The organism is Pseudomonas sp. B1(2018), assembly GCF_003097365.1.
GTDB classification, from domain to species: domain Bacteria; phylum Pseudomonadota; class Gammaproteobacteria; order Pseudomonadales; family Pseudomonadaceae; genus Aquipseudomonas; species Aquipseudomonas laurylsulfatiphila.
Genome location: NZ_PYUK01000026.1, coordinates 65,160 through 88,452, shown reverse-complemented (window position 1 = coordinate 88,452; position 23,293 = coordinate 65,160). Strand labels below are relative to the sequence as shown.

The window sequence follows — 23,293 nt, the reverse complement described above, 5'->3', positions numbered from 1 at the left end:
CACACAGACGCGGGATGGAGCAGTCTGGTAGCTCGTCGGGCTCATAACCCGAAGGTCGTCGGTTCAAATCCGGCTCCCGCAACCAAACATCAAAAAAGGCTACTCGAAAGAGTGGCCTTTTTTGTATCTGTTGAAAAAGTCCTTTCGCAACAATGATCTGTCACTGTGCAGCAAGCCGTTTGGGGCCACCCATGCGCCGGGTTCAGACTATGCTCTATTGCAGGCTGAAGCCCTCACGACTGATGTCGCGCCGTCTCCGCCGCCCGGTGATAGGCGTTAATATTTGTGATTATTTTTTTCTACAGGGATTGGTAACTTGGCTGGATACCCCCATCCTGTCGCGCACAATCCAAGAGGTGATTGATGCGCGCCAACTCGTCTGATTCACAAGACACTGTCACAGCGACACAACCGATCAAGGCTGAGCGTTTGCGCCTGCTTGATCGATTGAGCAAATACCGTCAACCCATTGGCCTGGCGGTCACCCTGCTGTTGTTCGCGATCGCGTTGATTGCCTGTCGCCACCTGCTGAGCGAACTCGACCTTTACGCGCTGCACGACTCGATCCTCGAAGTTCCAAAACCTGCCTTGTTGGGCGCCCTGGGCGCAACCGTGGTGGGCTTCATCATTCTGCTCGGCTACGAATGGTCGGCCAGCCGCTATGCCGATGTGAACCTGGCACCGCGCACGCTGGCACTGGGCGGTTTCACGGCCTTTGCCATCGGCAACGCCATCGGCCTTTCAATGTTGTCGGGCGGCTCGGTGCGTTATCGCCTCTATGCCCGTCATGGTCTGGGAGCAGCTGAAGTCGCGCGCATGACGCTATTTGCCAGCCTCTCGCTGGGTTGCGCCCTGCCGCCGCTGGCCGCCCTGGCGACGCTCAGCGACCTGCCTGCCGCCGCCACCGCCCTGGGAATCTCCGAGACATTGCTTGGCATAGTGGCGAGCGCCGTGCTCGTGCTGTTTTCGGTGCTGGCCATCGGTATCTACCGTCGCCGGTTGCCGGAACAGCCTTACCCGGACAACCTGCTGGTCAGGATCGGGCGCCGCACCCTGCGCCTCCCCGGGACTCGCCTGACGTTCCTGCAATTGATCATCACCGCCCTGGACGTTGCCGCCGCCGCAACGGTGCTCTATCTGCTGCTGCCGGAAACGCCACCCTTCGGTGCGTTTCTCCTGGTTTACCTGTTGGCGCTGGCCGCTGGCGTGCTCAGTCATGTGCCGGGCGGTGTCGGGGTGTTCGAGGCGATCTTGCTGGCAGCCTTTTCTGACACACTGGGTGCTGCGCCGCTGGCGGCCGCCCTGCTGCTCTATCGCTTGATCTACGTGGTCCTGCCCTTGCTGGTGGCCTGCCTGCTGTTGCTGGTCAACGAAGGTCAGCGCCTGTTCCAGACACGCCAGACATTGCGCGCGGCCTCGGGCCTGGCGGCGCCGATACTGGCGGTGCTGGTGTTTTTGTCCGGTGTTGTCCTGCTGTTCTCCGGCGCCACCCCGGAAATCGACACCCGCCTGGAACACATCGGTTTTCTGATCCCCCATCGATTGGTCGATGCTTCGCACTTTGGCGCCAGCCTGGTCGGCGTGCTGTGCCTGTTGCTGGCCCAGGGCCTGCGCCGCCGGTTGTCGGCCGCGTGGATGCTGACCACTATCCTGTTGCTGGTCGGCGCCCTGCTCTCACTGCTCAAGGGTTTCGACTGGGAAGAAGCCAGCCTGATGGTGCTGACGGCGAGCCTGCTCGGGGTATTCCGCCGCTCGTTCTACCGCCCCAGCCGTCTGACCGAAGTACCGTTCTCGCCGCTGTACCTGGTGGCCAGCCTGTGCGTGCTCGGGGCGTCGATCTGGTTGCTGCTGTTCGCCTATCAGGACGTTCCGTACAGTCATCAACTCTGGTGGCAATTCACTCTGGACGCCGATGCCCCTCGCGGCCTGCGTTCGCTGCTCGGGGCCGCCGTGCTGCTGGTCGTGGTGTCGCTGACCTGGTTGCTGCGCACCGCACGTCCGGTCATTCACCTGCCGACACCCGAAGAGCTGGAGCGCGCCAGCAAGATCCTCATGGCCTCCGCGCAACCCGATGGTGGCCTGGCCCTGACCGGTGACAAGGCGCTGCTATTCCACCCCAACGACGAGGCGTTCCTGATGTACGCCCGTCGCGGCCGCAGCCTGGTGGCGCTGTATGATCCGATCGGCCCAGGCCAGCAACGGGCGGAAATGATCTGGCAGTTCCGCGACCTGTGCGACATCCACCACGCCCGCCCCGTGTTCTATCAAGTGCGCGCAGAGAACCTGCCGTACTACATGGACATCGGCCTGACCGCGATCAAGCTCGGCGAAGAAGCCCGGGTCGATCTCAAGCGTTTTGATCTCGAAGCCAAGGGCAAAGAGATGAAGGACCTGCGCTATACCTGGAACCGTGGCACCCGTGACGGCCTGTCGCTGGAAATCTTTGAGCCGGGCCACGCGCCGATGGATGAGCTCAAGGTGATCTCCGATGCCTGGCTGACCGGCAAGAACGTCCGCGAGAAAGGTTTTTCGCTGGGCCGTTTCAGCGATGACTACCTGAAGTATTTCCGCATCGCGGTGATTCGTTTCGAAGGACGCCCGGTGGCGTTCGCCAACTTGCTCGAGACCTACGGCCATGACCTGGCCAGCCTCGACCTGATGCGCGCGCACCCGGACGCCCCGAAGCTGACCATGGAATTCATGATGGTCGGCCTGATTCAACATTATAAAAACCATGGATACGCGCGTTTCAGCCTGGGCATGGTGCCGCTGTCGGGGTTGCAACCCCGTCGCGGCGCGCCATTGACCCAGCGCCTGGGCTCGATGGTATTCCGCCGTGGTGAGCAGCTGTACAACTTCCAAGGCTTGCGCCGCTTCAAAGACAAGTTCCAGCCTGATTGGGAACCCCGTTATATGGCCGTGCCCGCCGGACTCGATCCGCTGGTTGCGCTGGCCGACACTGCTGCCCTGATCGCGGGCGGCTTGACCGGATTGGTGAAACGCTGATGATTCAACGCTCCTTGCGGTATGTATTGGGCACACTGGTGATAGTGGCCCTGATTCTCGGTGGCGGTTTCTGGTACCTGAAACGTCCGGCGCCGGAACCGACCCTCGAATCCCTGACCCCGGCCGATGGTGCGGCGATGACCCGCGTCATCCCCGGTACCACGCCACGCGCCCAGGTGCTGGTGGCGGTCAACGAAGACCAGAAACTCAGCGACAAGCAATTGATGACCCTGAGCCGCAGTGGCTCGGCGCAGATTGTCCAGGTGATCCTGCCCAAGGACTGCCTGCTGCAAAGCCGCGCCCTGCAATCGGGCCTGAGGGAACTCAAAGGCCCGGCGACCCTGGTCAGCGGCATCGGCCCGGGTGCCGTGCTGGCCTGGCGCTGGTTGTCCGAGCAAAAGGACGACAAGGCTTACGCCGTCTCGGTCGATTTGGCCCTGGAAAAGGGAGGTTGCACGCACCTGTTGCCAAAAAGCGCGACCCACGGCCACTGGCTGGCAGCCTGGAACGACAACCCGGATGACACCAGCGCCGGCTTCGTGCGTGATCAACCGAACGCCGAAACCAGCATCAGCGACTACGACATCAACCTGCCGCAAGTGCTGAACAACGAACTGCGCAAGATCCTCGTCGGCGGCGACAAAGCCGCTGGCGGCCTGCAGATTCCGGTGGTCGAAGTGCCCGCCGGTCAGGCCAGGGACACCGTGACCCTGTTCCTGTCCGGTGACGGTGGCTGGCGCGACCTCGACCGCGACGTGGCGGGCGAGATGGCCAAGATCGGCTACCCGGTGGTGGGCATCGACACCCTGCGCTACTACTGGCAGCACAAGAGCCCTGAGCAAAGCGCGCTGGACCTGGCCGAACTGATGCAGCACTACCGGCAGAAATGGGGCACCAAGCGCTTCATCCTGACCGGATACTCGTTTGGTGCCGACGTTCTGCCGGCAATCTATAACCGCCTGGCCGAATCGGAACAGCAACGCGTCGACGCAATCATCCTGCTGGCCTTCGCCCGCACCGGCAGCTTCGAGATCGAAGTCGAAGGCTGGCTCGGCAACGCCGGCAAGGAAGCCGCCACCGGCCCGGAAATGGCCAAGCTGCCCGCCGCCAAAGTGGTGTGCATCTACGGCGAAGAAGAAACCGACGAGAGTGGCTGCACCGACAAGACGGCGGTGGGCGAAGCCATCAAGCTGCCTGGTGGCCACCACTTCGACGAAAACTACCCGGCGCTGGCCAAGCGTCTGGTGGAGGTGATCGAGAAGCGGCAGGTGAAGGAAACGGCTGCTACAGAGTGATCTGACAGCCTGCAAAAAAGCCCCCGCTGCCTTACGGTCCCGGGGGCTTTTTCATTCTGGAGCACCACAGATCCCCTGTGGGAGCGGGCTTGCTCGCGATAGCGGTAGATCAGTCAGCATTTCTGTTGAATGTGGCACCGCCATCGCGAGCAAGCTCGCTCCCACAGAGGTTCTGAAGTATCCAGCGACCAGGTACAAAAAAGCCCCCGCTACCACAATGGCAACGGGGGCTTTTTGATGAGGCTTACATCTCGACCTGAGTACCCAACTCAATCACCCGGTTCAGCGGCAGATTGAAGAAACGCAAATTGCCGTTGGCGTTCTGCAACATGAAGGCAAACAGCGCCTCGCGCCAACGAGACATGCCTTCGAGCTTGGAGGCGATGACCGTCTCGCGACTGAGGAAGTACGTGGTGCGCATCGGGCTGAAGTCCAGTTCATCGAGGTGACACAGTTTCAGCGCCTTCGGTACGTCCGGCTCGTCGGTGAAGCCGAAGTGCAGGATCACCCGGAAGAAACCTTCGCCGTAGGAATCCACCTCGAAGCGCCGCGTCGGCGGTACCCGCGGGATGTCTTCGTACACCACCGTCAGCAGCACCACTTGCTCATGCAGCACCTGGTTATGCAGCAGGTTGTGCAACAGCGCGTGGGGCACGGCATCCGGCCGCGCCGTGAGGAACACGGCAGTACCCTGAACGCGATGGGGCGGTTGTACCGCGATACTGCTGATAAAGATCGGCAGCGGCAAACCACCCTCATCGATGCGCTCGACCAGCAACTGCTTGCCGCGCTTCCAAGTGGTCATCAGCACAAACAGCGCGAAGCCGGCGATCACCGGAAATGCACCGCCCTGAACGATTTTCGGCACGTTGGCGGCGAAGTACACACCGTCTACCAAGAGGAAACCCAACAGGATCGGCACCACAAGCACCGGTGGCCACTTCCAAAGCAGCAGGATCACCGCGGACACCAGGATACTGGTCATCAGCATGGTCCCGGTCACGGCCACGCCGTAGGCCGAGGCCAGGGCGCCGGAGGATTCGAAACCCAGCACCAACAGCACCACGCCGACCATCAACGCCCAGTTCACCGCGCCGATGTAGATCTGGCCCTGTTCGGCACTGGAAGTGTGCCGGATGTGCATGCGCGGAATGTAACCGAGCTGGATCGCCTGACGGGTCAGGGAGAACGCACCGGAAATCACCGCTTGCGAGGCAATCACCGTGGCCAGGGTCGACAGGCCGACCAGCGGGATCAGTGCCCAGCTCGGTGCCAACAGGTAGAACGGGTTACGGGCAGCTTCCGGATCGCCCAGCAGGAGTGCGCCCTGGCCGAAGTAGTTCAGCACCAGCGCCGGCAGCACGAGGATGAACCAGGCACGAGCGATCGGCTTGCGACCGAAGTGGCCCATGTCCGCGTACAGCGCTTCGGCACCGGTCAGTGCGAGCACCACGGCACCGAGAATCGACAGGCCCATGCCCGGATGCACCATGAAGAAACGCACGCCCCACACCGGGTTCATCGCTTCCAGGACTTCCGGATGCTGGCTGATGCCATAGACGCCCAGTGCACCCAGCACCAGGAACCAGGTGACCATGATCGGCCCGAACAGAATGCCGATGCGCGCGGTCCCGTGACTCTGGATCAGAAACAGTGCGACCAACACCACCAGTGACAATGGCACCACCCAATGGTCGATGCCTTCGAATGCCAGCCCCAGGCCTTCAATCGCCGAAAGCACGGAAATCGCCGGGGTAATCATGCTGTCGCCATAGAACAGCGCCGCACCGATCAGTCCGCAAACCACCAATAGTGTGCGCAACTTCGCGTGGCCCGCCGCCGCCCGCCGGGCCAGTGCGGTCAGGGCCATGATCCCGCCTTCGCCCTGGTTGTCAGCGCGCAGGACGAACATCATGTACTTGATCGACACGACCCAGATCAGCGACCAGAAAATGAGTGCCAGAATCCCCAGCACCCCGTCATGGTTGACCGGCACGCCATAGCCTCCGGAAAACACTTCCTTGAGGGTGTACAACGGACTGGTGCCGATATCGCCATAAACCACCCCGACTGCCGCGACCAGCATACCGATCGGCTTCACCGCCGAATGCTCTGCACCGGCAGCCTGACTACTTGCCTGACCCATCCACCACTCCTACTTCTCAGACCCGGGCTTCTTTGAAAGAAGCACTATGCTTTGTCGTGCAGCATGCGCTGTTTTACTTCAGGTTACAGACGTTTTGTTGACTGTAAAAAACCAGTAAAGCGTAACGGCGCGAAGCATAGCGCAGCACTCGTCGTATTTCCCTGCATAAAGCTGGTCAAGTGGGCTTACCATCGCTAGAATTGCGCACTTTTTGACCAGAGGCGCCAAATAAGCGCCCGTCCGTCGTCTTGCCGCACTCGGCACGAGGCGTCACAAAATACCGAGGTTAGACATGTCCACCACTCCTGCGTCGGCCAATCCAAAGGTTGGCTTCGTATCCCTGGGCTGCCCCAAAGCACTGGTCGACTCCGAGCGCATCCTTACCCAGCTGCGCATGGAAGGCTATGACGTTGTCTCCACTTACCAGGACGCCGATGTCGTGGTGGTCAACACCTGCGGCTTCATCGATTCGGCCAAGGCCGAGTCCCTGGAAGTGATCGGCGAAGCCATCAAGGAAAACGGCAAGGTCATCGTGACCGGCTGCATGGGCGTCGAAGAAGGCAACATTCGCGACGTACACCCGAGCGTGCTGGCCGTGACCGGTCCGCAGCAGTACGAGCAAGTGGTCAACGCCGTGCACGAAGTCGTGCCGCCACGCCAGGACCACAACCCGCTGATCGACCTGGTGCCGCCACAAGGCATCAAGCTGACTCCGCGCCACTACGCCTACCTGAAGATTTCCGAAGGCTGCAACCATAGCTGCAGCTTCTGCATCATCCCGTCGATGCGCGGTAAACTGGTCAGCCGTCCGGTGGGCGACGTCCTCGACGAGGCCCAGCGCCTGGTCAAGTCCGGCGTCAAGGAACTGTTGGTGATCTCCCAGGACACCAGCGCCTATGGCGTCGACGTGAAATACCGCACCGGTTTCTGGAACGGCGCGCCGGTGAAAACCCGCATGACCGAACTCTGCGAAGCCCTCAGCACCCTCGGCGTCTGGGTTCGCCTGCACTACGTTTACCCGTACCCGCACGTTGACGAACTGATCCCGCTGATGGCCGCCGGCAAGATCCTGCCGTACCTGGACATCCCGTTCCAGCACGCCAGCCCGAAAGTGCTGAAGTCGATGAAACGCCCGGCCTTCGAAGACAAGACCCTGGCACGCATCAAGAACTGGCGCGAAATCTGCCCGGACCTGATCATCCGTTCGACCTTCATCGTCGGCTTCCCGGGCGAAACCGAAGAGGACTTCCAGTACTTGCTGAACTGGCTGACCGAAGCCCAGCTCGACCGTGTCGGCTGCTTCCAGTACTCGCCGGTAGAAGGCGCACCGGCCAATGACCTGGACCTGGAAGTCGTCCCGGACGACGTCAAGCAGGACCGTTGGGAGCGCTTCATGGCGCACCAGCAGGCCATCAGCTCGGCGCGCCTGCAAATGCGCATCGGCCGCGAGATCGAAGTGCTGGTCGATGAAGTCGACGAGCAAGGCGCCGTGGGCCGCTGCTTCTTCGACGCCCCGGAAATCGACGGCAACGTATTCATCGACAACGGCAGCAACCTCAAGCCGGGCGACAAGGTCTGGTGCAAAGTGACCGACGCCGACGAATACGACCTGTGGGCTGAACAGATCTAAACGCAAAAAATACAAAAAGCCCCGCTCTCTTGACGAGATGCGGGGCTTTTTTACGGCTATCGTTTGCACATGGAAGGATTCCTATCAACCACTGCAAAAGAGGCAGACGGGCATGCGTCAGCATTCGGTCATCCACACGCCGAAACTCGGCGACTACGAAGAATTGACCCGGGTCTGGGAGGCCTCGGTGCGCGCCACCCACGACTTTCTGCCGGACAGCTACATCGAACTGCTGAAAAACATGGTGCTGACCCGCTACCTCGACTCGGTGATGCTGATCTGCACCAAGGATTCGAGCCAGCGCATCACCGGATTCGCCGGCGTCGCGGCCGGCAAGATCGAAATGCTCTTCATCGACCCCGACCATCGCGGCCAGGGCCTGGGGAAGAAATTGTTGCGTTATGCCCTGGAACACCTGAACGCCGATGAGCTGGACGTCAACGAACAGAACCCGCAAGCCCTCGGCTTTTACTTCAAACAGGGTTTCGAGGTCATCGGTCGCTCGGAAGTCGATGGCATGGGCCAACCGTATCCGTTGTTGCACATGCGTATGCGTCAAAACCAGCAACACTCCCGACATGGCTGACACAACACCGAGCCCCGTGTAGGAGCTGCCGAAGGCTGCGATCTTTGCTTTAAAAGATCAAAAGATCACAGCCTTCGGCAGCTCCTACAAATGGAACCGGGATTAACCGGCGCCAGGCAGGTACAATGCCTACCCCCTTTTTGTTACGGCCCTGACATGACTGACCCGATTCGTCTCTCCAAACGCCTCATCGAACTCGTCGGCTGTTCCCGTCGGGAGGCTGAGCTGTTCATCGAGGGCGGCTGGGTCACCGTCGACGGCGTGGTCATCGACGAGCCGCAATTCAAGGTCGACACCCAGAAAGTCGAGCTTGATCCAGAAGCCAAGGCCACCACGCCGGAACCGGTGACCCTGCTGCTCAACGTGCCGGCCGGCATGGACGCAGACACCGCCATGGCCACCCTCGGCGCCGAGACCCTGAGCGAAGAACACCGCTACGGCAAGCGCCCCTTGCGCGGGCACTTCCTGCGCCTGACCGCCAGCACCGACCTGCAGGCCAACGCCAGCGGGCTGCTGGTGTTCACCCAGGACTGGAAAATCCTGCGCAAGCTCACCGCCGACTCCAGCAAGATCGAGCAAGAGTATGTGGTCGAGGTTGAAGGCGAGATGGTGGCTCACGGCCTCAACCGTCTGAACCATGGCCTGACCTACAAAGGCAAGGAGTTGCCGGCGGTCAAGGCCAGTTGGCAGAACGAAAACCGCCTGCGCTTTGCCATGAAGAACCCGCAACCGGGCATCATCGCCCTGCTGTGCCAGGCCGTGGGCCTGAAGGTCGTCGCCATCCGCCGCATCCGCATCGGCGGCGTGTCCATCGGCAAAGTGCCCGTGGGGCAATGGCGCTACTTGTCCGGCAAAGAGAAGTTCTAAGGCTTTGCGCACCGCCACACTTTTCGGTGCTGCTGTTTTCGGCGGCACCCATAGCTGAATTATCAGGACCGCACACATGATTCATAACGACGTACTGCGCAGCGTGCGCTACATGCTCGACATCAGCGACAAGAAAGTCATCGAGATCATCAAGCTCGGCGGCCTGGACGTGACCCTGGCAGACCTGGTGACCTATCTCGACAAGAAAGAGGAAGACGAGGAAGGCTTCGTGCGCTGCCCGGACGAAGTCATGGCACATTTCCTCGACGGCCTGGTGATCTTCAAGCGCGGCAAGGACGAAAGCCGTCCGCCGCAGCCGATCGAAGTGCCGGTGACCAACAACATCATCCTGAAAAAGCTGCGGGTCGCATTCGAGCTGAAAGAAGACGACATGCACGCGATCCTCAAGGCCGCCGAGTTCCCGGTGTCCAAGCCCGAGCTGAGCGCGCTGTTCCGCAAGTTCGGCCACACCAACTATCGCCCGTGCGGCGACCAGTTGCTGCGCAACTTCCTCAAGGGCCTGACCCTGCGCGTTCGCCCCCAATAAACCACCGCACCCCTGTAGGAGCTGCCGCAGGCTGCGATCTTTTGATCTTGCTTTTAAAAATCAAGATCAAAAGATCGCAGCCTGCGGCAGCTCCTACACAGGTGGTTCAGGGCTTGGCCGTATGGCCATTCATTCCGCGCAAAAATAGTGGCTCCGTTTCGGACGGCTGACGACTAGGGTATCAAGACCCTCAGCTCTCAGGATTCGCCATGCATCCCTACTTCTCCCTGCAAGGCCGCACCGCCCTGGTGACCGGCGGCACCCGTGGTATCGGCAGGATGATCGCCAAGGCCTACGTCGAAGCAGGCGCCACCGTGTACGTCTGCGCCCGCGACGCCGAAGCCTGCCGGCAAACCGCCGACGAACTCGGCGCGCTTGGACACTGCCACGCCATGGTGGCCAACCTCGCCACCGAAGAGGGCGTCCTGCAACTGGCCACACGCCTGGGCGAGCAAATTTCCCATCTGGACATCCTGGTGAACAATGCCGGCACCACCTGGGGTGCACCACTGGAGAGCTACCCGATCAAGGGCTGGGAAAAAGTCATGCAGCTCAACGTGACATCGGTGTTCAACTGCATCCAGCAATTCCTGCCCCTGCTGCGCGAGGCCGGTTCAGCGCAGAATCCCGCGCGAATCATCAATATTGGTTCGGTGGCCGGGATTTCATCCTTCGGCGAACAGGCGTATGCCTACGGGCCGAGCAAGGCGGCGCTGCATCAACTGTCGAGGATTCTGGCGCGCGAACTGGTGAGCCAGCACATCAATGTCAATGTGATCGCACCGGGTCGTTTTCCGAGCAAGATGACCTGGCACATTGGCGATGATGAACAGGCACTGGCTGAGGATACGGCGCTGATTCCCATGAAGCGCTGGGGCCGCGAGGAAGAGATGGCGGCGCTGGCGATCAGTCTGGCGAGCACGGCCGGAGCCTATATGACGGGGAATATCATTCCTTTGGATGGCGGGTTCAGCCTTTAAAAGATCGCAGCCTGCGGCAGCTCCTACAGAGGAATTCGTTCGGCGTAGGAGCTGCCGAAGGCTGCGATCTTTTGATCTTTAAGGCATCATCCCGGTCTGACTCCGCCTCGACCTCAAACCATGACCTACAGCGTTTCCCCCATCGGCTTCGTACGCTCCTGCTTCAAGGAGAAGTTTGCCATTCCGCGCCAGCCACAACTGGCCCCGGCCGCCCGTGGGGTACTGGAACTGGTGGCTCCGTTCGATCAAGGGGACGCCGTACAGGGCCTGGAGCAGGTCAGCCACGTGTGGCTGCTGTTCCTGTTCCACCAGGCCCTGGAGCAAAAGCCTCGCCTGAAGGTCCGCCCTCCTCGTCTCGGCGGCAACAAATCCATGGGCGTGTTCGCCACCCGTGCCACCCACCGCCCCAATGGCATCGGGCAATCAGTGGTGAAACTGGACAGGGTCGAAGCCAACCGTCTGTGGATCTCGGGCATCGATCTGCTGGATGGCACACCGATTCTCGATATCAAGCCCTACGTGCCCTACGCCGACATCGTCGATACAGCCGCCAACAGCATCGCCAGCGCTGCGCCACGGCTGATTCCCGTGCAGTGGACGGACTCAGCGCTGCTGCAGGCTCACGAGCATGCCCGGCGCCTTGATGAGCCTTTGGTCGAGCTGATCGAGCAATGCCTGGCGCAAGATCCACGCCCGGCCTATCAAATGCCTGCACCCGAGCGGGAATACGGCGCGCAGTTCTGGGACCTGGATGTGCGCTGGCATTACCCGACACCGGAGCTGATCCGCGTCCTGGAAGTCATACCCGCATCCAACCTGTAGGAGCTGCCGCAGGCTGCTATCTTTTGATTTTGATTTTTAAAAACAAGATCAAAAGATCGCAGCCTGCGGCAGCTCCTACAGGAAAGCAAAAAGCCCGCGTTGCCTTGAGGCAGCGCGGGCTTTTCAATGATGCAGGTTGCTTACTTCTCTACGAACGCACGCTCGATCAGGTAGTCACCCGGCTCGCGCATCCGCGGCGAAACCTTCAGGCCGAAGCTGTTCAGCACTTCGCTGGTCTCGTCGAGCATGCTCGGGCTGCCGCACAGCATGGCGCGGTCGTCCTGCGGGTTGATCGGAGGCAGTCCGATGTCACTGAACAGCTTGCCGCTGCGCATCAGGTCGGTCAGGCGGCCTTCGTTCTCGAACGGCTCGCGGGTCACGGTCGGGTAGTAGATCAACTTGTCACGCAGGGCTTCGCCGAAGAATTCGTTCTGCGGCAGGTGCTCGGTGATGAACTCGCGGTAAGCGACTTCGTTGACGTAACGCACGCCGTGGCACAGGATCACTTTTTCGAAACGCTCGTAGGTTTCCGGGTCCTGGATGACGCTCATGAACGGCGCCAGACCGGTACCGGTGCTGAGCAGGTACAAATGTTTGCCAGGCTTCAGGTCATCCAGCACCAGCGTGCCGGTAGGCTTCTTGCTGATGATGATCTCGTCGCCTTCCTTCAGATGCTGCAACTGCGAAGTCAGCGGACCATCAGGCACCTTGATGCTGAAGAACTCGAGATGCTCTTCCCAGTTCGGGCTGGCAATCGAGTAAGCGCGCATAAGCGGGCGGCCGTTGGGCTGTTGCAGGCCGATCATCACGAACTGACCGTTCTCGAAGCGCAGGCCCGGATCACGGGTGCACTTGAAGCTGAACAGAGTGTCGTTCCAGTGGTGAACACTGAGGACACGCTCGTGGTTCATGTTGCTCATGTACGTGGGACTCCTGGAGATTGGTCTGCGCGTGTTCGGTGTGCTCTGCAAGAAAGCCAGCTCTGCGCAATTGCATCGCATTCTAAAGGCAGAGACAATATCTGTTAAATGGATTATTAAGATAAGGGTTATCGGTTATATCGATATGCGATTTACTCTCCGTCAACTTCAAGTATTCGTCGCCGTCGCCCAGCAGGAAAGCGTGTCCCGTGCTGCGGGCCTGCTCAACCTCTCGCAATCGGCGGCGAGCACCTCGATTACCGAACTGGAGCGCCAGTGCAGCTGCCAACTGTTCGACCGCGCCGGCAAACGGCTGAGCCTGAACGCCCTCGGTAAACAACTATTGCCGCAAGCGGTCGCCCTGCTCGACCAGGCCAAGGAAATCGAAGACCTGCTCAACGGCAAGTCCGGTTTCGGCTCGCTGGCCGTAGGCGCGACCCTGACCATCGGCAATTACCTGGCTACCCTGCTGATCGGCAGCTTCATGCAGCGCCATCCGGAAAGCCAGGTGAAGCTGCACGTGCAGAACACTGCCAACATTGTGCAACAGGTGGCCCACTATGAAATTGACCTGGGTCTGATCGAAGGCGACTGCAGTCACCCGGACATCGAAGTGCAAAGCTGGGTCGAGGACGAACTGGTGGTGTTTTGCGCCCCTCAGCATCCGCTGGCCAAGCGCGGCACGGCCACCATGGACGAGTTGAGCCACGAAGCGTGGATCTTGCGCGAACAGGGTTCCGGCACACGGCTGACCTTCGATCAAGCCATGCGCCATCACCGTTCTTCCTTGAATATCCGCCTGGAGCTTGAGCACACCGAAGCGATCAAGCGCGCGGTGGAGTCAGGTTTGGGGATTGGCTGCATTTCCCGGCTGGCTTTGCGCGACGCATTCCGCCGCGGCAGCCTGGTGCCTGTCGAGACGCCGGATCTGGATCTGGCGCGACAGTTTTATTTCATCTGGCATAAACAGAAATATCAGACCTCGGCGATGCGCGAGTTCCTCGATCTTTGCCGCGCCTTCACCGCCGGGGTCCAGCGCAGCGACGAGATCGTGCTGCCAACGATCGCTTAGAGCAGGATGACCGCCCACACCAGGGCAATCATGCTCAATGCCACGAACTGGGCGGCACTGCCCATGTCCTTGGCATTCTTGGACAGCGGGTGCCGCTCAAGGGAAATGCGGTCGATGGCCGCTTCCACGGCCGAATTGAGCAACTCGACGATCAACGCCAACAGGCATACCGCGATCAACAACGCCTGTTCGACCCGGCTGACATTCAGGAAGAACGACAAGGGAATCAGGATGACGTTGAGCAATACCAGTTGCCGAAAGGCGGCTTCGCCGGTGAAGGCTGCGCGCAGGCCGTCCAGCGAATAACCGGAGGCATTGAGAATACGTTTCAGACCGGTCTGGCCTTTGAAAGGTGACATAGAGTGGGCAACTGACAAAAAGGAAGTGGGAAAGCTAGTTCAACCAAAGTCAAAAAAGCGTGAAGTTGCCAGCCTTTAATGGCTGGAAGTTGACTCAAGTTGTTGCAAGAGCAGCGCAGCCTGGGTCCGGGTCCGCACATTCAGTTTACGGAAAATCGCGGTCACGTGCGCCTTGATAGTCGCCTCGGAAACACTCAGCTCGTAGGCGATCTGCTTGTTCAACAAGCCTTCGCAGACCATGGTCAGCACCCGGAATTGCTGCGGTGTCAGGCTGGCAAGCCCTTCGCTGGCTGCCTTGGCCTCATCCGAGACGCTGACCGCTTCGAACGCCTGCGGCGGCCAGAACACATCGCCATCGAGGACCGCACGCACGGCTTTCTGGATCACACTCAAGTCGCTGGATTTGGGAATGAAGCCACTGGCGCCGAACTCACGGGACTTGACCATGATGGTCGGTTCTTCCTGGGCCGAGACCATGACCACCGGAATCTGCGGGTACTGACCGCGCAGCAGGACCAGCCCGGAAAAACCGTAGGCCCCCGGCATGTTCAAGTCCAGCAGTACCAGATCCCAGTCGGACTTTTCCGTCAGGCGGACTTCCAGTTCGGCAATGCTCGCCACCTCCACCAGACGGACATCCGGGCCAAGGCCCAGGGTCAACGCTTGATGCAAGGCACTACGAAACAGTGGGTGGTCATCGGCAATCAGGATTTCGTATGTGGCCATTTTTCAAATGATCCTGTTTTTCATGGGACGCCCGATGCATTCGGACCTCGCCAAAGCACCTCAAGACACAGCCATGGAGCTGCACTGACAAGGCACGTTCAACGCAAGAAACGCCATTGCAAACACTGGCCGCGCCCTGATCGGCGCCAAGCATGCCCAGCGAAGCCGGGGTGGTCAAGCCGCATGCCCGGTACAGTTTATTGCAGTATGAGCGACAATCAGCCCATCAAAGGAGTGACCGACTGGACATAGGGCATCAACTCGGCATGCGCCGGGGTCGAAACGTTCATGTCCAACTGATGTTTGGCGTCGAGGTAATGCTGGCTGAACACATCAAAGTAGGCATCCAGCGCCGAGGCTGCGTCGACATCGCCCGCAAGGTCGAGACACAGCGCCGCCACTTCCGCCGTGCACAGATGCTCGCTGCGGGTGGAGCGACGCAACCGGTAGCGCGAGAGTTTTTCGGGCAGCAGGCTGAGGATCGGCAATCGATCGAAATAGGGACTCTTGCGAAAGATCTTCCGCGCCTCGGTCCAGGTCGCGTCCAACAGAATGAACAACGGACGCTTCGTGCCATCGACATCCACACTGTTTGTCACCCGCTCAGGCTCGACATATTCACCCGGAAACACCAGGTACGGCTGCCATTGCGGATCGGACAACAGCGCCAGCAACTTCGGATCGACCTCGGTACGGGACCAGATGAAGGCGTGGTTGTCAGGGACCACGTCGGCGATCAGCCAACCGGTGTTGCTTGGTTTGAACACTTCCTTGTTGGTCATGATCAGGCATACGCCGGAGCGGGTCGCGACCTGCGGACGCCATGCGCACAGGCAGTGGCTCTCGATCACCCGGCAGTCACGGCAACGCGGCGCACGCCAGCCACGGGCCTGAATCGGCTTGATGCCCTCCTCCTCACGCTGATCGCGCAAGCGGGCTACTGCATTCAAGGCAAAGCGCGCGGGGGTGGGGCTCATAGCGGGCAACGCCCACAGAGAAGGAAACTCGACACGAAACACACTCGACAGGGTAAAAAGTGCCAGCAGTTTACCAGACCGCCCGGCGCAAGCCTGTACCGTCCAGCCCGCCTCCCCTATAATTCGCCGCCACTGAACGCACAGTCACGTGACGGGTCAAACCCCCATCACTGAACCAGGAGAGTTTCATGCTGCGCCTTATCGTTCCTACCGCGGCCATTTTGCTGGCGTCGTCCCTCAATGCCCAGGCTGCGTCCTTGAAAGACACGGAACTGAACAAAATGCTGCAAAACGTCGCCACCCAGAGCAGCGTCGGCACTCCACGAGCGATCAACGAAGACATACTCGATCAAGGCTACACCGTTGAAGGCAAACAGCTGATCAACCACCTGAGCGTGCAGAGCAGCCATGCCGACAAAATGCGTGCAGACCCGAAGGCGGTGTACTTCCAGTTGGGCGCTTCTGTCTGCAGGAACGAAGGGTTTCGCAAGCTGATGGCCAAGGGCGCGATCATGCGTTACGACTTCACCGAGGTGAAGACCAACCGTCCGGTCGGCTCCGCCAGCTTCCAGGAATCGGATTGCCTGCAACCGGCCAAGAAGAAAAAGTAATCACCGGGAATTGGCGCGCCGCTGTTCATCTTCGGCGCGCAATTCTGCCAGCAGCGCCTGCAAGTAATGCGAACGGCGTTCGCCGCCACGCAAACGCCGGCAGCACTCCTCTTCGAGGCTCAAATGATTGGCCTCGGCTGACGACTTCAACAATCGATACAGTTGCGTATCGACCTCCAGAACGACTCTGGCCATGGTTTCCCGCCTCCCTGCACTTCACTCATGTTTGAGCGATTAAATCCTTGAACTGCATATACCGTGCGCCCTGCCGTTGACGCAAAGTTGTCGTGTGGCACTTGTAACTTAGTAAATCAGAGTGCGGCCCATGCGACGCCTGTTCAGACGAGCGGTGAAACCACCTTGCAAATCGTCAATAAGCGGTTGCCAGCAAAGACGTTGTGGCGCAATGATCAAACAGCGCAAATCATTGTGAAGGTCTAGATTTCAGGTATCCACCTTCACTTTTTCAGGGCTGGAAAGGGGGCTGGCCGTCGCTTGCAGTGTTGTGCGATTGTTTCTTTCATCCAAGGGAAAAACAGAACCTGTTTGGATGATCCGATGCCTTTCGGGTCAATTAGATCGCCCAGGCATGGGCCTGGGCAGACAGCGACACACGAAGTGTCGTGGCACCGGCGTACGTTGTCGGGCCGAGGGTTCTGTGCAGAAGGAGAAGTTGAATGCCTTACCAACCGAATGACCTCCTGAGCCGTCATTTCGAAGAAAGCGGCCACGACCTCCTCAGCAAGGTCGAAGAACAACTCAAGCTGATTTCACCCAACAGCCCGAACATCCCGATCTACCGTGACATGATCCTGACCGTGCTGCGCATGGCCCAGGAAGACCACAACCGCTGGAATGCCAAAATCACCCTGCAAGCCCTGCGCGAACTGGAACAGGCCTTCCGCGTGCTCGAACAATTCAAGGGACGGCGCAAGGTCACTGTTTTCGGCTCGGCCCGCACCCCCATGGAACACCCGCTCTACAGGATGGCCCGGGAACTCGGCGCCGCTCTGGCGCGCTCGGACATGATGGTCATTACCGGTGCCGGTGGCGGCATCATGGCCGCCGCCCACGAGGGCGCCGGCCTGACACACAGCCTGGGGTTCAACATCACCCTGCCCTTCGAGCAGCATGCCAACCCCACTGTCGACGGCACGACCAACCTGCTGCCCTTCCATTTCTTCTTCACCCGCAAGCTGTTCTTCGTCAAGGAGGCCGATGCCCTGGTGCTGTGCCCGGGCGGCTTTGGCACGCTGGATGAAGCCCTGGAAGTGCTGACGCTGATTCAGACCGGCAAGAGCCCTTTGGTGCCCGTGGTGCTGCTCGACGCGCCGGGCGGAAAATTCTGGCAAGGCGCACTGGACTTCATTCACCAGCAACTGGAGGAAAACCATTACATCCTGCCCACTGACATGAAGCTGGTGAGGCTGGTCTACAACGTCGAAGAAGCGGTAGAGCACATCAACCAGTTCTACAGCAACTTCCACTCCAGTCGCTGGCTCAAGCATCAGTTCCTGATTCGCATGAATCACTCACTCAACGACCAGGCACTCGAACACATGCAGGAGGCTTTCGCCGACCTGTGCCTGAGCGATCATTTCCATCAGCATGCTTACAGCGGTGAAGAACACGACGAAGCCGAATTCAGCCATCTGGCGCGACTGGTCTTCAACTTCAACGCCCGCAATCATGGCCGCCTGCGCGAACTTGTGGACTACATCAACCTGCCGGAAAACTGGGCACAATCAAAATCCCAGGCACAACAACGCACGCGGGAGCCGTCAAAGGTTACGTGAGGCATAAAAAAACGGCCCGCTATCGAAATAGCGGGCCGTTTCAGTTCAGTCGTCCATCCCTCGACCGCTGAACAGGCGGCTGATCATTTCCATGGAGTATCCCCGATACGCCAGGAATCGGCCTTGCTTGGCTCGCTCCCGGACATCTGCCGGCAATTGCCCGGAGAATTTACGTCGCCAGGTGTCGGCCAGTTGCTCCTGCCAGTCGATACCGCTCTCACACAGGGCAAGTTCAATATCGGTGCGCTGCAGGCCGCGCTGGCTCAACTCTTCACGAATGCGTAAAGGGCCATAACCGGAACGGGCGCGGTAGGAAACGAAACTTTCGAGGTAACGGGTTTCAGACAACAACCCCTCTTCCGTCAACCGGTCGAGTGCTGTTTCGATCAATTCAGGGAGGGCGCCGCGCTGACGCAGTTTACGCGTCAGCTCGACTCGACCGTGCTCGCGTCGTGCGAGCAGGTCCATTGCGGTTCGCCGCACCGCGACGAGTGTATCGAGTACGGCGGTCATCGCTTCGATCAGATATCAGCGTCAACCAGGTCGTCTTCGGTCTCTTTGACCGCAGAAGCTTTGGCGTCTGCTACGGATGCCGGGGACAAGAGCTTGTCACGCAGTTGCTTCTCCAGCTTTGCCGCGACTTCCGGGTTGTCCGCCAGGAACTTGGCCGAGTTGGCCTTGCCCTGACCGATCTTGGTGCCTTCATAGGCATACCAGGCGCCGGACTTCTCGACGAAACCGTGCAGAACACCCAGGTCGATCATCTCACCGTTGAGGTAGATGCCCTTGCCGTAAAGAATCTGGAACTCGGCCTGACGGAACGGCGAAGCCACCTTGTTCTTCACGACCTTGACGCGGGTTTCGCTACCGACGACTTCATCACCTTCCTTCACCGCGCCAGTACGACGGATGTCCAGACGAACCGATGCGTAGAACTTCAGCGCGTTACCACCGGTGGTGGTTTCCGGGCTGCCGAACATCACGCCGATCTTCATGCGGATCTGGTTGATGAAGATCACCAGGCAGTTGGCGTTCTTGATGTTACCGGTGATTTTACGCAGCGCCTGGGACATCAGACGGGCTTGCAGGCCCACGTGCATGTCACCCATTTCGCCTTCGATTTCAGCCTTTGGCACCAGGGCGGCCACGGAGTCGACGATGATCACGTCAACCGCGTTGGAACGCACCAGCATGTCGGTGATTTCCAGGGCCTGCTCGCCGGTGTCCGGCTGGGAAACCAGCAGGTCGTCGACGTTGACGCCCAGCTTGCCGGCGTACTCAGGGTCGAGGGCGTGTTCGGCGTCGACGAATGCGCAGGTCGCGCCGGCTTTTTGAGCCTGGGCGATCACGGACAAGGTCAGCGTGGTTTTACCGGAAGATTCAGGACCGTAGATTTCAACAATACGGCCTTTTGGCAGGCCGCCGATGCCGAGAGCGATGTCCAGACCCAGAGAGCCAGTGGAAATGGCCGGGATCGCCTGACGGTCCTGATCGCCCATACGCATTACGGCACCCTTGCCGAATTGACGTTCGATCTGACCCAGGGCCGCAGCCAAGGCTTTCTTCTTGTTGTCGTCCATTAAAGTCCTCACGTAATCAATAAGGCCTGACGGCCAACACCTGTATAAGTAGCCAGTATTATTCCACAGCGATTCCGGATCGCCTACCCCTGATTTGAGATTTCTGCCGCGGCATAGCGCAGCAGCCCCTCTAGCGCGGCCTTCACCGTTTGTCGGCGCACCTCGTCGCGGTCACCGGCGAAGTGTTGCAACTCGCTGAACACTCGCTCGCCCACGCCCCAGGCCAGCCAAACCGTCCCCACCGGCTTGCTCGGTGAACCACCGTCCGGCCCGGCAACGCCACTGACCGCCACGGAAAAATACGCGCGACTTTTCTCCTGCGCCCCCCTGGCCATCGCTTCAACCACTTCGCGACTGACCGCCCCCACCGTGGTGAACAACTCCACAGGAACATCCAGTTGCAGGTTCTTCTGCAGATTGGAATAGGTGACGTAACCGGCCTCGAACCACGCCGAACTGCCCGGAATACGAGTGATCGCCTCGGCAATCCCGCCTCCGGTGCAGGACTCGGCCGTGGAAACGTGGGCATTGAGAATCTGCAATTGCCTGCCAAGGTCAGCGGCGAGCTGAGTAATTACTTTCACGGTCATCTCCTGATGGGGCGGGATGGGTTAACCGTACACCAGCAGACTGCACTTGCAAGCGACTGGACCGATCAAAATGTTAGTGCGCAAGCGCTCTGACATAAGCCTGACAAGCCTGCAAGGCAATCAGTCCGCGGTCGCCGGCGTCGGTAATGGCGATAATTCGTCGAGCATGCGCCGGGTCAAGTCGGGCGCGTACGGCGCCATGATCCACGCCGCCGGGGCCGGAGGTGCCTGGCACTGCACGGTCGGGGGCAACATCGCCTGCATCGAGGAGGACTGACAGGCGCAGATCAGCAGTGGCAAGACGATCGCGCAGGCGATCCTGATCACGTTGAACATCGCTTAGCACTCGGTAATGTTTTTTTTCGCTGGTGGACAATTGCTGCTCCAGGGAGAGGCGCCTGTCCTGCTCCGCCTGCCTCTGGGTTTGAGCAACCAGGGTCAGTTGATTCAGCGTTTCATGGTGCAACCTGGCCTGTTCCTCCAGTTGCCCCGCGTAGCGCCAATCCTGAATACGCCAGGCCAGCGCCGCCGAGCCGCCCGCCAGCACCACCAATAAAACAACACTGACGGCCGCTTGGTAAGGCGCCGAAATCAAACCGAAGGCTGACATAACACTGCCCTCGCCCGCGCCCATAGCTGCAAGCGATCCTGTAGCCCGTTCAAACCGCCGTTGATACGGCGGGTGATGCTGTTGAACTGGTCGCGATCGGCCAATTCGTTCAGACCGTTTTGCGCCCAATACCACGCAGCGGATTCAGCAGCCCATTGCGGTTGCTCGAGCAGTTCAGGCGCGGCCAGCAGGCGTTCGTCGCCGAACAGGCCGAGGCTGCATTGACGGTAGTTGTTGCGACCGGTGACCTGAATCAAACCGCGTCCGCGGTACTTCTGGCCGTCGCGGTCAGGTTCTGCGGTATTGCCCAGGCGAACAGCCAGGGCACCCGTATCGTACTGGCTCAGGTACTGATCGCTGCCCAACTCCCGCACGAACTGCAACTGCCCGGACTCATGACCGACTTGCGCGAGGAACGCAGCGATGCGTTTGGGCGTATTGATGCGGTGATTAGCCATGGCAATGTTGAGAGCAGAAATAAAAACGCCCGCTTGGGTGCGGGCGCCTGGCATGATTTTGAGAAGTTGCCGTTCAGTCAGCGGCATGGTTTGACCTCTACTATTAATGATTATCTGTCGGAGCGGTTATCCTGCGGCGGTACATCGCCAACACCGATTCGCATGGCCGCCCAACGCTCATAAAGCCTGATGGCCACGTCGGCACCGGCCATCGCTGTCAGACATCCAAATGCACAGGCTGCCCAGATCGACATGCCAGCGGCATACAACAGCATGATCGCCGAGACGCCGCAGATCATGCAGGCCCCGGAGCGCAGGGCCAGGCGCCGTAAGAGCGACCAGCCGCGGGCGCCTTCCTTGTCAGCGCGCCACATTTCGCCGGACACCCCGCCCAGCAAGGCGAGGACGATGACGAGCCAGATCGGAATGTCCAGCAACGCTTGATGCTCGTTTGTCATGTCACGCCTCCCGGGGTGATTGATGAATGCAGGGATTCAGCGAAGAGCGGCGCCCGGGACCCGGCGCCGCATGCAATCGCAACGTTGTCACCGCAAGTGCGGATGGAAAAACACCGCTGAAAATTACAGGGCCTCGACGACTACATTGTCGATGAAGGCGTAATTGCCATACGGGTTCTGCTCGTTAGAGAAGGCCAACGTCGTTTGAGGAGTGGTCGCGGTGAAATCGTAAGTGATGGTGCCCCATTCGATCGCAACACCTTGGGCAACCGGAGTATTGAAGCTGACGGTTTCCCCAGCCACCTTTACCTGAACAACACCGTCGCCGGCACGGCTGGCGTATCGCGAATTACCCGCACTGAAGGTCAATCGATACCTGGCCCCGACCACCGTGGCAAAGTTCTGCTGGATTCCCCCGCCATTGCGATAAACGTAATTCGCGAGGTCAACCATCGAAGTGCCGTCAGGACCTGTGGAACCGGCGATTGCAGCGGGCGTCAAGTACTCGATACCGGACAGAAATGTCGTCCAGCCAGTGATGAGGTTTGTTTGTGCTGTGGTATCAAGGACACAGGTAGTACTGCAGCCAGGTTGTTCAAAGCTACCATTGACCAGGAGATTAGCCGCAACCGCACTACCTCCGAAACCAAGTAGCGCAGCGGTCAGCAAGAGCGGGGCAATGTGTTTTTTGATTTCGATCATGCGTGTTCACCTATTGAGAAGAATGATTGATCAAAGCTGTCGATACAGCTTCCGTGTCGCTCACAGGCGATCGCTCGAGGCTCTGGGCCTTCACATGATTCAATGTTCCGCATCTAGAACATTTGATCTGGAGTTCCGTGTAGTCGCCCGTCCGGGCAAGAAGTTTTTGGCAATGTCCACATCTGCAATCTCTCAACATCTGCTTTGCCTTTGAATTTCTGTCGGGCCTTCGCGCCAGCCTTTCGGCCAACCGGGGCTGTATGTGCCCACCTGTTTTTTTCCCGACCGCGGTCCCTGCCCGCCGGATAACTGCTTCTGGTGCTTTACGCTGCACACCCGGGTCAGTTGCCAACCCTCTGAACCGTTAAGGCCGGTTCATCGCTGCCTGTGCGGTGGAACTAAAGAGCTTCGTTTCGAGCTGCTTTGTCGAGCGGCTTGAGACAAAGAATATGCATGGATGCATATACAGTCAATGCATAAATGCATTTAGTTATGCATTGGTTTTGCGCTAACGCATGAAAGCCCCAGCCACGCAGGTCATGACGCGTTTTTGGC

At 59.6% G+C, this 23,293-nt stretch carries 25 protein-coding genes and 1 tRNA gene; 12 read left to right on the top strand and 14 right to left on the bottom strand.

Annotation, left to right across the window (positions count from 1 at the left end; translation table 11 throughout):
- Positions 1-8: 8 nt before the first annotated feature.
- The 3 genes from C9422_RS29205 to C9422_RS29195 all read left to right on the top strand — a co-directional run bounded on the left by C9422_RS29205 (position 9) and on the right by C9422_RS29195 (position 4,301).
- Positions 9-85, top strand: a tRNA-Met gene (locus C9422_RS29205).
- 278 nt (positions 86-363) lie between these two features.
- Positions 364-3,006, top strand: coding sequence for a bifunctional lysylphosphatidylglycerol flippase/synthetase MprF (gene mprF / locus C9422_RS29200; protein WP_116583022.1), 2,643 nt, complete (start codon positions 364-366; stop codon positions 3,004-3,006).
- Positions 3,006-4,301, top strand: a complete 1,296-nt coding sequence (locus C9422_RS29195; protein WP_116583021.1) for a virulence factor family protein — start codon at positions 3,006-3,008, stop codon at positions 4,299-4,301. The genes mprF and C9422_RS29195 overlap by 1 nt, the downstream gene beginning before the upstream one ends.
- 244 nt (positions 4,302-4,545) lie before the next feature.
- Here C9422_RS29195 and C9422_RS29190 read toward each other — a convergent pair whose 3' ends face one another.
- Entirely contained in the window at positions 4,546-6,447 is a 1,902-nt protein-coding gene (locus tag C9422_RS29190) for a potassium transporter Kup (RefSeq protein WP_007971169.1), read from the bottom strand.
- A 292-nt stretch (positions 6,448-6,739) separates the two neighbouring features.
- On the opposite strand from C9422_RS29190, the gene rimO reads away from it, so the two are divergent.
- The 6 genes from rimO (at position 6,740) to tsaA (ending at position 11,879) form a co-directional block, all read left to right on the top strand.
- Positions 6,740-8,077, top strand: a complete 1,338-nt coding sequence (rimO, locus tag C9422_RS29180) for a 30S ribosomal protein S12 methylthiotransferase RimO (protein WP_007971167.1) — start codon at positions 6,740-6,742, stop codon at positions 8,075-8,077.
- Between the two features lie 112 nt (positions 8,078-8,189).
- Positions 8,190-8,663, top strand: a complete 474-nt coding sequence (locus tag C9422_RS29175; protein ID WP_116583020.1) for a GNAT family N-acetyltransferase — start codon at positions 8,190-8,192, stop codon at positions 8,661-8,663.
- Between the two features lie 156 nt (positions 8,664-8,819).
- Entirely contained in the window at positions 8,820-9,530 is a 711-nt protein-coding gene (locus C9422_RS29170) for an rRNA pseudouridine synthase (RefSeq protein WP_116583019.1), read from the top strand.
- Between the two features lie 76 nt (positions 9,531-9,606).
- On the top strand, positions 9,607-10,077 hold the full coding sequence (locus C9422_RS29165) for a DUF1456 family protein (protein WP_007971161.1): 471 nt from the start codon (positions 9,607-9,609) through the stop codon (positions 10,075-10,077).
- A gap of 209 nt (positions 10,078-10,286) precedes the next feature.
- Positions 10,287-11,057: an SDR family oxidoreductase gene (locus C9422_RS29155; protein WP_116583018.1), complete on the top strand. Its 771-nt coding sequence runs from the start codon at positions 10,287-10,289 to the stop codon at positions 11,055-11,057.
- Positions 11,058-11,177: 120 nt separating this feature from the next.
- A complete protein-coding gene (gene tsaA, locus C9422_RS29150) occupies positions 11,178-11,879 on the top strand; it encodes a tRNA (N6-threonylcarbamoyladenosine(37)-N6)-methyltransferase TrmO (protein ID WP_116583017.1) in 702 nt (233 codons plus the stop codon).
- A gap of 140 nt (positions 11,880-12,019) precedes the next feature.
- On the opposite strand, the gene fpr is transcribed toward tsaA, so the two are convergent.
- Entirely contained in the window at positions 12,020-12,799 is a 780-nt protein-coding gene (fpr, locus tag C9422_RS29140) for a ferredoxin-NADP reductase (protein WP_003443014.1), read from the bottom strand.
- Positions 12,800-12,944: 145 nt separating this feature from the next.
- Between fpr and C9422_RS29135 the strand changes: the two genes are divergently transcribed.
- Positions 12,945-13,871, top strand: coding sequence for a LysR family transcriptional regulator (locus tag C9422_RS29135; protein ID WP_033047456.1), 927 nt, complete (start codon positions 12,945-12,947; stop codon positions 13,869-13,871).
- Here the strand turns inward: C9422_RS29135 and C9422_RS29130 are convergent.
- The 3 genes from C9422_RS29130 to C9422_RS29120 all read right to left on the bottom strand — a co-directional run bounded on the left by C9422_RS29130 (position 13,868) and on the right by C9422_RS29120 (position 15,933).
- The gene (locus C9422_RS29130; RefSeq protein ID WP_015093791.1) at positions 13,868-14,230 is read right to left on the bottom strand and encodes a diacylglycerol kinase; all 363 of its coding nucleotides are present in this window, start codon (positions 14,228-14,230) and stop codon (positions 13,868-13,870) included. The genes C9422_RS29135 and C9422_RS29130 overlap by 4 nt on opposite strands.
- Before the next feature lie 75 nt (positions 14,231-14,305).
- Positions 14,306-14,956, bottom strand: a complete 651-nt coding sequence (gene erdR / locus C9422_RS29125; protein WP_116583016.1) for a response regulator transcription factor ErdR — start codon at positions 14,954-14,956, stop codon at positions 14,306-14,308.
- A gap of 218 nt (positions 14,957-15,174) precedes the next feature.
- Positions 15,175-15,933 carry a tRNA-uridine aminocarboxypropyltransferase gene (locus C9422_RS29120; protein ID WP_116583015.1) on the bottom strand — a complete coding sequence of 253 codons (759 nt, stop codon included), beginning with the start codon at positions 15,931-15,933 and terminating at the stop codon, positions 15,175-15,177.
- 188 nt (positions 15,934-16,121) lie between these two features.
- On the opposite strand from C9422_RS29120, the gene C9422_RS29115 reads away from it, so the two are divergent.
- Positions 16,122-16,544 carry a quorum-sensing-regulated virulence factor family protein gene (locus C9422_RS29115; RefSeq protein ID WP_007971154.1) on the top strand — a complete coding sequence of 141 codons (423 nt, stop codon included), beginning with the start codon at positions 16,122-16,124 and terminating at the stop codon, positions 16,542-16,544.
- Here C9422_RS29115 and C9422_RS29110 read toward each other — a convergent pair whose 3' ends face one another.
- The gene (locus C9422_RS29110) at positions 16,545-16,739 is read right to left on the bottom strand and encodes a hypothetical protein (protein ID WP_007971153.1); all 195 of its coding nucleotides are present in this window, start codon (positions 16,737-16,739) and stop codon (positions 16,545-16,547) included.
- Between the two features lie 482 nt (positions 16,740-17,221).
- On the opposite strand from C9422_RS29110, the gene C9422_RS29105 reads away from it, so the two are divergent.
- Positions 17,222-18,340, top strand: a complete 1,119-nt coding sequence (locus tag C9422_RS29105; protein ID WP_116583014.1) for a TIGR00730 family Rossman fold protein — start codon at positions 17,222-17,224, stop codon at positions 18,338-18,340.
- Between the two features lie 45 nt (positions 18,341-18,385).
- Here C9422_RS29105 and recX read toward each other — a convergent pair whose 3' ends face one another.
- The 8 genes from recX to C9422_RS29065 all read right to left on the bottom strand — a co-directional run bounded on the left by recX (position 18,386) and on the right by C9422_RS29065 (position 22,937).
- Positions 18,386-18,853, bottom strand: coding sequence for a recombination regulator RecX (recX, locus tag C9422_RS29100; protein ID WP_116583013.1), 468 nt, complete (start codon positions 18,851-18,853; stop codon positions 18,386-18,388).
- Between the two features lie 8 nt (positions 18,854-18,861).
- Positions 18,862-19,920 (bottom strand): recombinase RecA, encoded by a 1,059-nt coding sequence (gene recA, locus C9422_RS29095; RefSeq protein WP_007971148.1) that lies wholly within the window; start codon positions 19,918-19,920, stop codon positions 18,862-18,864.
- An 83-nt stretch (positions 19,921-20,003) separates the two neighbouring features.
- The gene (locus C9422_RS29090) at positions 20,004-20,504 is read right to left on the bottom strand and encodes a CinA family protein (protein ID WP_007971146.1); all 501 of its coding nucleotides are present in this window, start codon (positions 20,502-20,504) and stop codon (positions 20,004-20,006) included.
- 79 nt (positions 20,505-20,583) lie between these two features.
- Positions 20,584-21,120 (bottom strand): lysis system i-spanin subunit Rz, encoded by a 537-nt coding sequence (locus tag C9422_RS29085; protein ID WP_116583024.1) that lies wholly within the window; start codon positions 21,118-21,120, stop codon positions 20,584-20,586.
- Positions 21,102-21,665 (bottom strand): glycoside hydrolase family 19 protein, encoded by a 564-nt coding sequence (locus C9422_RS29080; RefSeq protein ID WP_116583012.1) that lies wholly within the window; start codon positions 21,663-21,665, stop codon positions 21,102-21,104. Before C9422_RS29080 ends, C9422_RS29085 begins: the two co-directional genes overlap by 19 nt.
- A 23-nt stretch (positions 21,666-21,688) precedes the next feature.
- Positions 21,689-22,036, bottom strand: a complete 348-nt coding sequence (locus tag C9422_RS29075; protein ID WP_116583011.1) for a phage holin family protein — start codon at positions 22,034-22,036, stop codon at positions 21,689-21,691.
- A gap of 123 nt (positions 22,037-22,159) precedes the next feature.
- Positions 22,160-22,738, bottom strand: coding sequence for a DUF642 domain-containing protein (locus C9422_RS29070; RefSeq protein ID WP_116583010.1), 579 nt, complete (start codon positions 22,736-22,738; stop codon positions 22,160-22,162).
- A gap of 10 nt (positions 22,739-22,748) precedes the next feature.
- On the bottom strand, positions 22,749-22,937 hold the full coding sequence (locus C9422_RS29065; protein WP_116583009.1) for a Com family DNA-binding transcriptional regulator: 189 nt from the start codon (positions 22,935-22,937) through the stop codon (positions 22,749-22,751).
- Positions 22,938-23,293: the final 356 nt, after the last annotated feature.

Excerpts from the sequence above, each read along its gene's own strand:
- C9422_RS29105 (WP_116583014.1), top strand. The coding sequence starts at position 17,222 with ATGCCTTACCAACCGAATGACCTCCTGAGCCGTCATTTCGAAGAAAGC.
- recX (WP_116583013.1), bottom strand. The coding sequence starts at position 18,853 with ATGACCGCCGTACTCGATACACTCGTCGCGGTGCGGCGAACCGCAATG.
- C9422_RS29110 (WP_007971153.1), bottom strand. The coding sequence starts at position 16,739 with ATGGCCAGAGTCGTTCTGGAGGTCGATACGCAACTGTATCGATTGTTG.
- C9422_RS29130 (WP_015093791.1), bottom strand. The coding sequence starts at position 14,230 with ATGTCACCTTTCAAAGGCCAGACCGGTCTGAAACGTATTCTCAATGCC.
- C9422_RS29120 (WP_116583015.1), bottom strand. The coding sequence starts at position 15,933 with ATGAGCCCCACCCCCGCGCGCTTTGCCTTGAATGCAGTAGCCCGCTTG.
- C9422_RS29195 (WP_116583021.1), top strand. The coding sequence starts at position 3,006 with ATGATTCAACGCTCCTTGCGGTATGTATTGGGCACACTGGTGATAGTG.
- C9422_RS29190 (WP_007971169.1), bottom strand. The coding sequence starts at position 6,447 with ATGGGTCAGGCAAGTAGTCAGGCTGCCGGTGCAGAGCATTCGGCGGTG.
- C9422_RS29175 (WP_116583020.1), top strand. The coding sequence starts at position 8,190 with ATGCGTCAGCATTCGGTCATCCACACGCCGAAACTCGGCGACTACGAA.
- recA (WP_007971148.1), bottom strand. The coding sequence starts at position 19,920 with ATGGACGACAACAAGAAGAAAGCCTTGGCTGCGGCCCTGGGTCAGATC.
- C9422_RS29165 (WP_007971161.1), top strand. The coding sequence starts at position 9,607 with ATGATTCATAACGACGTACTGCGCAGCGTGCGCTACATGCTCGACATC.
- C9422_RS29155 (WP_116583018.1), top strand. The coding sequence starts at position 10,287 with ATGCATCCCTACTTCTCCCTGCAAGGCCGCACCGCCCTGGTGACCGGC.
- C9422_RS29075 (WP_116583011.1), bottom strand. The coding sequence starts at position 22,036 with ATGACAAACGAGCATCAAGCGTTGCTGGACATTCCGATCTGGCTCGTC.
- mprF (WP_116583022.1), top strand. The coding sequence starts at position 364 with ATGCGCGCCAACTCGTCTGATTCACAAGACACTGTCACAGCGACACAA.
- C9422_RS29070 (WP_116583010.1), bottom strand. The coding sequence starts at position 22,738 with ATGATCGAAATCAAAAAACACATTGCCCCGCTCTTGCTGACCGCTGCG.
- fpr (WP_003443014.1), bottom strand. The coding sequence starts at position 12,799 with ATGAGCAACATGAACCACGAGCGTGTCCTCAGTGTTCACCACTGGAAC.
- rimO (WP_007971167.1), top strand. The coding sequence starts at position 6,740 with ATGTCCACCACTCCTGCGTCGGCCAATCCAAAGGTTGGCTTCGTATCC.
- C9422_RS29170 (WP_116583019.1), top strand. The coding sequence starts at position 8,820 with ATGACTGACCCGATTCGTCTCTCCAAACGCCTCATCGAACTCGTCGGC.
- C9422_RS29085 (WP_116583024.1), bottom strand. The coding sequence starts at position 21,120 with ATGTCAGCCTTCGGTTTGATTTCGGCGCCTTACCAAGCGGCCGTCAGT.
- C9422_RS29115 (WP_007971154.1), top strand. The coding sequence starts at position 16,122 with ATGCTGCGCCTTATCGTTCCTACCGCGGCCATTTTGCTGGCGTCGTCC.
- tsaA (WP_116583017.1), top strand. The coding sequence starts at position 11,178 with ATGACCTACAGCGTTTCCCCCATCGGCTTCGTACGCTCCTGCTTCAAG.
- C9422_RS29065 (WP_116583009.1), bottom strand. The coding sequence starts at position 22,937 with ATGTTGAGAGATTGCAGATGTGGACATTGCCAAAAACTTCTTGCCCGG.
- C9422_RS29080 (WP_116583012.1), bottom strand. The coding sequence starts at position 21,665 with ATGCCGCTGACTGAACGGCAACTTCTCAAAATCATGCCAGGCGCCCGC.
- C9422_RS29135 (WP_033047456.1), top strand. The coding sequence starts at position 12,945 with ATGCGATTTACTCTCCGTCAACTTCAAGTATTCGTCGCCGTCGCCCAG.
- erdR (WP_116583016.1), bottom strand. The coding sequence starts at position 14,956 with ATGGCCACATACGAAATCCTGATTGCCGATGACCACCCACTGTTTCGT.